Genomic DNA, 7,109 nt, shown 5'->3' with positions numbered 1-7,109 from the left:
GGTCGGCGATGCAGGATTTGAACCTGCGACCCCTTGGACCCAAACCAAGTGCGCTACCAAACTGCGCTAATCGCCGATATTCGTTGTAAATGGGGTGACTGATGGGGCTCGAACCCACGACAACCGGAATCACAATCCGGGGCTCTACCAACTGAGCTACAATCACCGCTATATTTACATGTTTTCAAATGGTGCACCCAGAAGGATTCGAACCTTCGACCCACGCCTTAGAAGGGCGTTGCTCTATCCAGCTGAGCTATGGGCGCATCGAAAACTTCATAGTTTACCAATAAGCTATTCGATTATAATAAATTATAAAAATGGTCGGCGATGCAGGATTTGAACCTGCGACCCCTTGGACCCAAACCAAGTGCGCTACCAAACTGCGCTAATCGCCGAAACTTATTATTGTTAGCGAGTGACCTCGTTGACAACGGGGTGCATAATAGTGATTTGACGGGGTTAGGTCAAACGTTTTTTTAATAAAACCAATCAAGTGCTCATTTTTAGTGCACAATGGTTAAATATTACAATAGTAGGCTGAAATTTAAACTATTTAACAACTCAAATGTTATATACATTAAAAGCAACTTGGCGCTGCTATGCTTTTCTGCGAAAATAGTAGGCACATTATAAAACGAGTTATATAAAGAGTATGTTTTCTTTATTAGCATTTTTACCCCTATTTTATTATGCACTCGTTTTTAGAGTATCGGTATCTAGTTAATTAACCCCAATTAAAGGTCACCCATGACGGCAAACATCATTGATGGTAAGGCAATCGCAAAACAAGTACGTAGCGCTGTAGCAGAACGCGTAAGTGAACGTGTAGCAAATGGTTTACGTGCACCAGGACTTGCAGTAGTGCTCGTTGGACTTGATCCAGCAAGCCAAGTTTATGTTGGTTCAAAACGTAAAGCCTGTGAAGAAGTTGGCTTTATCTCTAAATCATTTGATTTACCAGCAGACACACAAGAGCAAACTCTTTTAGATTTAATTGACGAGCTAAATAATGATGCCGAAGTTGATGGGATTTTAGTGCAGTTACCACTGCCAAAAGGCCTTGATGCTGAAAAGATTTTAGAACGCATTACCCCACACAAAGATGTTGATGGATTTCATCCATATAACATTGGCCGATTAGCACAGCGTATGCCCGCGCTTCGTCCTTGTACTCCAAAGGGCATTATTACCTTACTTGATTCAACGGGTGTACGTTATAAAGGGATGCATGCCGTGGTAGTTGGCGCGTCAAATATTGTTGGTCGTCCAATGTCGCTAGAGCTTTTATTAGCCGGTTGTACAACCACAGTGTGCCATAAGTTTACTCAAGACTTAGAAACACATGTGCGACGCGCAGACCTTTTAGTTGTGGCTGTGGGTAAACCTGAATTTATACCTGGAGATTGGATAAAAGAAGGCGCTATCGTTATCGATGTGGGCATTAATCGCTTAGATACGGGTAAATTAGTCGGTGATGTTCAATACAGTGTGGCTGAACAAAAAGCGCATTTTATTACACCCGTACCGGGTGGCGTTGGCCCGATGACGGTTGCTAGCTTAATTGAAAACACACTTGAAGCATGTGAGAAATATCACAGCTAAGCAGTTAAAAAATCAAAAAAGGGTTGCCATTTGGCAACCCTTTTTTTGTTTAACGTGTATTACTTTAAACGCTTACGCTTTACGCCACGTTGTTTTACCGGCTGAATCTTCAAGTATTACGCCTAATGCATTAAGCGCATCACGTGCTTCATCAGCAGCAGCCCAGTTTTTACTCGTACGTGCTTCATTACGTTTTACAATTAATGCTTCAATTGTCGCAACTTCGTCGTCATCTTGCCCGCCTTGTAAAAAAGCTTCCGGTGCTTGTTGAGCAACCCCCAGCACTTCACCAAGGCTGCGCAGTATAAACGCTAATTTGCCAGCTTGGCCTGCATCAGTGTCTTTCACGCGGTTTAGTTCTTTAGCAAGTTCGAACAACACAGGTAGTGCTTCTGGTGTATTAAAGTCGTCATTCATTGCTTTTCTAAATTTAGCAACAAACTCATTACTTTCTAAATCGCACTCTACCGGTTCTACATCACGAAGCGCTGTATAAATACGTTCAAGTGATGAACGCGCTTGGTCTAAATTTTCTTGTGAGTAATTTAGTTGGCTGCGGTAATGGCCTGAAATTAAAAAGTAACGTACAGATTCGGCATCGTATGCTTTTAAAACTTCTCGCACAGTAAAAAAGTTATCTAACGACTTAGACATTTTTTCTTTGTTTACCTGAACCATGCCAGTATGAATCCATGTATTCACATACTTGCCGTTATTTGCACAGCACGATTGCGCAATTTCGTTTTCATGATGTGGAAACTGTAAATCAGAACCCCCACCGTGAATATCAAAATGCTCGCCTAAGTGTTTTGAGCTCATTGCCGAACATTCGATATGCCAACCCGGTCGCCCTTCACCCCACGGTGATGACCATGATGGCTCACCTGCTTTAGCTTTTTTCCATAACACAAAATCCAGTGGATCGTCTTTATCTTGCGCTACTTCAACGCGAGAACCTGATTGTAACATCGTTAAATCTTGCTGAGAAAGTGCACCGTATTGCTCAAACGTTGATACATCAAACAAAACATCGCCATCGGCTGCAACATAGGCATGGCCTTTTTCAATCAAACGCTTAACCATAACGATAATTTCATCCATATGGCTTGTAACTGTTGGTTCAATATCTGGGCGTAGCATATTTAAACTATCAAAATCTTCATGCATTGCTTTAGTCATACGAACAGTTAAGTCATTTATTGACTCACCATTTTCGTTCGCCCGTTTAATTATTTTATCGTCGATATCTGTAATGTTACGCACATATTTTAAATCGTAACCAATATGACGTAAGTAGCGCACAATAACGTCAAAACCTACAAAAGTACGAGCGTGTCCAATATGGCAGTAATCATAAATGGTGATACCACACACATACATGTCGATTTTTCCTTCGACCATAGGTTTAAATTGCTCTTTTTGTCGCGTGAGTGTGTTGTATATATTTACCATTTACTTTGAGTCCTTGACTATTTACTTGAACAGTTATGTTACCACTTGAAAAGCCCCTGCTCTAGCGCTTTATAACAAACCAAACATCTACTTTGTTAATCTTAGCCAACTACGATAAAATAGCGCCAATATTTAAACCGGATATAGGAAAACTCATGGTTGTTCTACACACTAATTTTGGTGACATCACCATTAAAATGTTTGAGAAAGAAGCTCCAAACACAGTTAAAAACTTTTTAGAGTACGCAAATGCTGATTTTTTCAACGGCACTATCTTTCATCGCGTAATCGATGGTTTTATGGTTCAAGGCGGTGGTTTTGTTCCAGGTATGGAACAAAAAGAAGTAAACGACCCAATTCAAAATGAAGCTAATAACGGTCTGTCTAATAAAGTAGGCACTTTAGCTATGGCGCGCACACCTGATCCTCATTCAGCTACAGCACAGTTTTTCATTAACGTGAACAACAACGACTTTTTAAATCATAGCAGCGAAACATCTCAAGGTTGGGGTTATTGTGTTTTTGCTGAAGTAGTAGAAGGCATGGACGTAGTAAATAAAATTAAAGCAGTTGCAACAGGTAGTACTGGTTTTCACCAAGACGTACCTCTTGAAGATGTAATCATCGAAAGCGTTACTGTTAGCTAATAGCGTTTGCTTACACTATTGTGAGCAGTTAAGCGGGCATCTGCCCGCTTTTATTTAATAAAAAATAGACTAACCTATGACTCGCCAAACTTACTTTATTGCAGATTTACACCTAAGCGAAAACCGCCCCGACATCAGCGCTGCATTTTTTGACTTTTTAAATACACATATACTAAATAAAGATGTAGATGCACTTTATATTTTGGGTGATTTTTTTGAAGTATGGGTTGGAGATGACTACATTACTGCTCTGAGTGCCGATGTAGCAAAACATTTAAGCGCCGTTAATGATGGTGGCACACCTGTTTATTTTATCCATGGCAATCGTGATTTCATTATGCGCAAGCAATATGCCGACATGGCCGCAATGACATTACTCGATGAACAAACAGTCATTGATTTATATGGTACGCCTACCGTAATTTTACATGGCGACGAAATGTGTACTCAAGATACTGAGTATCAAAAATTTCGTAAAAAGAGCCGTGGTTGGTGGTGGCCAAAATTGATGCTTGCAATGCCACTTTGGTATCGTAAAAAAATAGCGCGTAATGCCCGCGAAAAAAGTAAACTAAGTCAGGCTGATAAACCTATCGAAATTTTAGACGTTGTCGATGAAGCTGTACTTGCAACCTTTGCCAAACATAACGTTACGAATATGATTCATGGTCATACTCACCGCCCTAATGTTCATACGTATAAAGTTAATGAACAAACACTTACTCGTACAGTCCTAGGTGACTGGTACACCCAAGGCTCTTATTTAGTCGTTACCCCTCAATCACAAGAATTAATTAGCACGCCTTTCGCATAATTTAAAATTCTGACTATTATTTATCTATACATTTGAATAATAGTGAGAGGTTTAATGATTAAGCTGTTAATTTTCATCGTAGTAATTGCCATTCCAACAAAAGTATTTAGCGAACAAACATGGCAAATTGTTACTGAAAACTACCCTCCCTATTTTAGCGAAAACTTGCCCAATAATGGTTGGTTATATGAAATAGCCCAATCAGCACTTAAAACACAAGGTATTAATAGAGAAGTAGAGTTTACGACATGGAATCGCGCTTTAAAGCTATTAGAAAAAAACAGAAAAACAGCTATTTTAGGTGCTTTTTATTCATTAAAAAGAAATGAAGTTTTTTACTACTCCCGTCCACTTGCAGTTGCTCACTCAGGAGTTTTTAAGCGAAAAGAAAGTATTATTAATTTCGATGGTACAGTTCAATCATTAACTCCTTATAGTATTGGTATAGAAGACAATGCCGTTGTAAGCCAAGAGTTTGCTAGAAATACGGATCTGGCAATAACGTCCACAAAAAGCCTTCCTACAAGCTTATATTTACTACAACAAGGGCGTATTGATTTAGTCGCGGGTACTAAAGAGGTTGGAAAATATTGGCTTGAACACACTAAATCCGAAGATTCGGATGATAATAATATTGAGTATTTATCGCCAAATCTTGCTTCTCATAAACTATATTTAGTTGTCTCTAAATCAAATTATAGGGCCAAAGAATACTTACAAAAATTTAATAGAGGAATTGATATAATAATTAACAATGGTCGCATTGCTAAAATTATGAAAAAACATAATTTTAGCAATCAGAAAATAACAGAGTATATTAATTTTTTAAAAGAAAATGAGGGTATTTAAACAGTAGGAATACCGCTATGAAATTTAAAATCAGTATCGGTTGTAGAAATTAACTCTTTTTCTTTTTCACCAAAAAAGTTTACGCGTTCGGTAATATCAAAATCAGCAATTTCTTGCGCTAAAGTTAAATAATCTTGGTAATGACGCGCTTCTGAACGTAACAACGAAATATAAAAATCACCTAAGCGTTTATCAACATGCGGTGCAAGCTTTGCAAAACGCTCACACGAACGCGCCTCAATATAAGCGCCTACTATTAGCTTATCGACTAATGCATCAGGCTCGAACGTTTTAACATGACGAAGCATACCTTTTGCGTAACGACATGGTGTAATACTACGATATTCAACACCGTACTCGTCCATAATTTCGAGAACTTGATAAAAATGATGTAGCTCTTCTTTTATCAGCAAAACCATTTTATCGATTAGCCCTTGCCCATATGAAGAACTCGATTTAGGAATTATGGATTTAGTTAGCTTATTTTTAGCTGCCAGATCGCGCCAATTACCTTCTCGTTTATAAATAAGCGTTTCAAATGGCTTTAGCCACTCGAGTAATGCATCACTACCCTCTTTATCTACCGCGTATTTACGTATTAAAAACATCGCACTTTGAGCTGCTTTTAATTCACAAATTAAGTGATCTATTAAAATGACTGATAAGTTTTCTTTTTTAATTGCTTGCTGCACCCACTGCTCTGGGGTGGTACACAATAAAAAGTTATTAATCGGCTCTAAAAGTTGGCTATGTGGCACGTCGACTGCTCATTACTAAATAAATTTGATAGACCGTTATTTTAACACGAAATTTTGTTTGGGATAAATCAAAGCACTCACCGACTTGATAATGTTAATAGCTAGTTAACTTGACTTTGCAAAATAAGTGAACCATAACTGTACAAAGACTGTATAAAAATAAACCAACCAAAACAGTAATACGTTCCTTTTATGGAGTAAGCACTATGATATTGAATCACCTCTGGGGCATTTATGCTCATCCACTTGAAGAATGGCAAACAATAGATAATCGCCATGAAAGTTTAACCTATAGTTTGTCACATATTTTATTGATTGCTTTATTCCCTTCAATAATGGGCTACTACTCATCTGTTTATTTAGGGTGGAGTATAGGTGCCGGCGATCCCGTATTTTTAACACACGATAGTGCTCTGCTAATTGCAGGCGCAATGTATTTTGCTTTAATAGCGGGCGTATTCGCATTGGCTTATTTAGCCCATTGGATGGCCGTTACATTTGGCTCTAAGCCTACATTTACACAAACACTTGAACTTGCAGCATATACTGCAACGCCAGTGTTTATGTCAGCACTCGCCGCTTTTTGGCCTGTACTCTGGTTTGTAGTTTGTGCTGGAATTATTGCACTAGCTTACTCGGTCTATTTACTCTATACCGGCGTACCTATACTTATGCATATCCCCGAAGAGCGTGGCTTTATTTACGCCAGCTCGGTAGTAACGTGTGGGTTAATATTACTGGTTATTATTTTAGCTGTAACAGCGATGCTTTGGACAAATGGGATTGTTAGCCCTATGTTTACTTAATAAAGAGTCGTGTTTGATAGAAATATTCCCTTTCTTTCCTTCGCAAAAAAGGAGCTAATTAGCTCCTTTTTTTATATTTAATAGTTTTTATCAATAACCATTATGTAGTGGTCAATAAAATTTGGCCACAGTTTTAGAATCCTTGTATCTAATCTCAGATTCATTTGGCGCTAAACCG

The 7,109-nt window shown here is 38.5% G+C and carries 7 protein-coding genes and 4 tRNA genes; 5 read left to right on the top strand and 6 right to left on the bottom strand.

Features of this window, described 5'->3' with window-relative positions:
* Positions 1-2: 2 nt before the first annotated feature.
* The 4 genes from WNY98_RS20525 to WNY98_RS20510 form a co-directional block, all read right to left on the bottom strand.
* Positions 3-76, bottom strand: a tRNA-Pro gene (locus WNY98_RS20525).
* Positions 77-90: 14 nt separating this feature from the next.
* Positions 91-166 (bottom strand) — tRNA-His (locus WNY98_RS20520).
* Between the two features lie 23 nt (positions 167-189).
* Positions 190-266, bottom strand: a tRNA-Arg gene (locus WNY98_RS20515).
* A 55-nt stretch (positions 267-321) separates the two neighbouring features.
* Positions 322-398: transfer RNA gene (locus WNY98_RS20510), tRNA-Pro, on the bottom strand.
* A 352-nt stretch (positions 399-750) separates the two neighbouring features.
* On the opposite strand from WNY98_RS20510, the gene folD reads away from it, so the two are divergent.
* Positions 751-1,605 carry a bifunctional methylenetetrahydrofolate dehydrogenase/methenyltetrahydrofolate cyclohydrolase FolD gene (gene folD / locus WNY98_RS20505; RefSeq protein ID WP_002958348.1) on the top strand — a complete coding sequence of 285 codons (855 nt, stop codon included), beginning with the start codon at positions 751-753 and terminating at the stop codon, positions 1,603-1,605.
* A 72-nt stretch (positions 1,606-1,677) separates the two neighbouring features.
* On the opposite strand, the gene cysS is transcribed toward folD, so the two are convergent.
* Positions 1,678-3,057: a cysteine--tRNA ligase gene (gene cysS / locus WNY98_RS20500; protein ID WP_342878809.1), complete on the bottom strand. Its 1,380-nt coding sequence runs from the start codon at positions 3,055-3,057 to the stop codon at positions 1,678-1,680.
* Positions 3,058-3,212: 155 nt separating this feature from the next.
* Between cysS and WNY98_RS20495 the strand changes: the two genes are divergently transcribed.
* The 3 genes from WNY98_RS20495 to WNY98_RS20485 all read left to right on the top strand — a co-directional run bounded on the left by WNY98_RS20495 (position 3,213) and on the right by WNY98_RS20485 (position 5,367).
* On the top strand, positions 3,213-3,704 hold the full coding sequence (locus WNY98_RS20495) for a peptidylprolyl isomerase (protein ID WP_024600098.1): 492 nt from the start codon (positions 3,213-3,215) through the stop codon (positions 3,702-3,704).
* A gap of 76 nt (positions 3,705-3,780) precedes the next feature.
* A complete protein-coding gene (locus WNY98_RS20490) occupies positions 3,781-4,518 on the top strand; it encodes a UDP-2,3-diacylglucosamine diphosphatase (RefSeq protein WP_002958351.1) in 738 nt (245 codons plus the stop codon).
* A 54-nt stretch (positions 4,519-4,572) separates the two neighbouring features.
* Positions 4,573-5,367 carry a transporter substrate-binding domain-containing protein gene (locus WNY98_RS20485; protein WP_342878808.1) on the top strand — a complete coding sequence of 265 codons (795 nt, stop codon included), beginning with the start codon at positions 4,573-4,575 and terminating at the stop codon, positions 5,365-5,367.
* Here the strand turns inward: WNY98_RS20485 and miaE are convergent.
* Positions 5,364-6,125 carry a tRNA isopentenyl-2-thiomethyl-A-37 hydroxylase MiaE gene (gene miaE / locus WNY98_RS20480; protein ID WP_342878807.1) on the bottom strand — a complete coding sequence of 254 codons (762 nt, stop codon included), beginning with the start codon at positions 6,123-6,125 and terminating at the stop codon, positions 5,364-5,366. The two genes, WNY98_RS20485 and miaE, sit on opposite strands and share 4 nt — an antisense overlap.
* A 206-nt stretch (positions 6,126-6,331) precedes the next feature.
* On the opposite strand from miaE, the gene WNY98_RS20475 reads away from it, so the two are divergent.
* Entirely contained in the window at positions 6,332-6,931 is a 600-nt protein-coding gene (locus tag WNY98_RS20475) for a Yip1 family protein (RefSeq protein WP_024600094.1), read from the top strand.
* Positions 6,932-7,109: the final 178 nt, after the last annotated feature.

The organism is Pseudoalteromonas sp. AS71 (assembly GCF_038900275.1).
GTDB lineage: Bacteria > Pseudomonadota > Gammaproteobacteria > Enterobacterales > Alteromonadaceae > Pseudoalteromonas.
The sequence above is the reverse complement of the archived record's forward strand: the minus strand, read 5'-3'. Positions and strand labels throughout refer to the sequence as shown.